The sequence below is a fragment of the Microcystis sp. LE19-10.1B genome (assembly GCF_027530565.1).
GTDB classification, from domain to species: domain Bacteria; phylum Cyanobacteriota; class Cyanobacteriia; order Cyanobacteriales; family Microcystaceae; genus Microcystis; species Microcystis aeruginosa.
Genome location: NZ_JAPZQM010000354.1, coordinates 1 through 1,293 on the forward strand (window position 1 = coordinate 1; position 1,293 = coordinate 1,293).

A 1,293-nucleotide genomic window follows, 5' to 3' on the forward strand; every position below is an offset into this window, starting at 1 on the left:
TTCCGTAACCGTCAGTGTCAGCCCGGCCAGTGTGCAGGAAGACGGTACGACTAACTTAGTTTACACCTTTACTCGCACTAACTTAAACCTGAGTTCTCCCCTGACCGTTAACTTCGGGGCGAGTGGCATAGCCAACGCCGCTCCAGTGGGAAGCGACCCAGCCGATTACAACGTATTAACAGGTAGTGGTGTCACCTTCGACCCGACGACGAAATTGGGAACCGTCACTTTTGCCGCCGGTGCGACAACGGCAACGGTCGAGGTTGATCCCATTGCTGACACTATTGCCGAAATCGCCAACGAAACAGTGGCTCTCACGGTTAATAGTGGAACCGGTTATATTGGCGGTTCACCAGGAACAGCCACAGGAACGATTGTTTCCGAAGAAACCCTACCGATTTTTAGTAACCCCAACCCGATTACTATACCTAGTAGTGGTACGAGTACCCCCTATCCTTCCACTATTAATGTTTCAGGCTTAAGCGGTAATATCAATAGTCTAAAGGTAACGCTGACAAACCTGAGCCATACTTTTCCTGACGATATTGATGTATTACTGGTGGGTCCGACGGGAACCAAAGCCTTATTAATGTCCGATGTGGGTGGCTCAAGTGGTGTCAATAATGTCACTCTCACCTTTGATCCCACGGCCACCTCCTCCTTGCCTGATTCAGGGCTAATTACCAGTGGCAGTTATAAGGCCACAGACGTTGGAACCGGTGATATCTTTAATGCGCCCGCTCCCGGTGGCCCCTACGGTACGGATTTCTCGGTCTTTAACAACACCAACCCCAATGGAACCTGGAGCCTCTATGTCATGGATGACATGGGAGGGGACGTGGGAACTATTGCTGGTGGTTGGTCACTGAATATTGGTACGGGAGCAGCGACAAAATCAATCTCGATCGCCAAAACCACCGACGGTAACGAAGCCGGTTCAGTAAGCAGTGTCTTTACCCTGACCCGCACCGGCGACCTCTCCAGTGCCTTAACGGTTAACTACACCCTTGCCGGTACGGCCACTCCAGGTGTTGACTATACAGGCACTACTCCTAACACCGTCACCTTTGCGGCACTTTCCCCCACTGCTACCATCACTCTGCCCACCAAAGATGACCTCTTGAGTGATCCCAGTGAAACGATCATCACCACAATTACCGCCCCCGCCGGCTACACTATCAGTGGACCCGACACGGCTACGGCCACCATTCTTGACAATGATGGTAACTCAGCTAATAACAACTTGGTCGGGACAAGCTTTGCCGATGCCCTGGCTGGAGTGGGAGGTAATGA

At 51.8% G+C, this 1,293-nt stretch carries 1 protein-coding gene; it reads left to right on the top strand.

From position 1 onward, the window contains the following. On the top strand, window positions 1–1,293 hold a 1,293-nt coding region (locus O9332_RS12540; RefSeq protein ID WP_288025828.1), incomplete at both ends, for a Calx-beta domain-containing protein.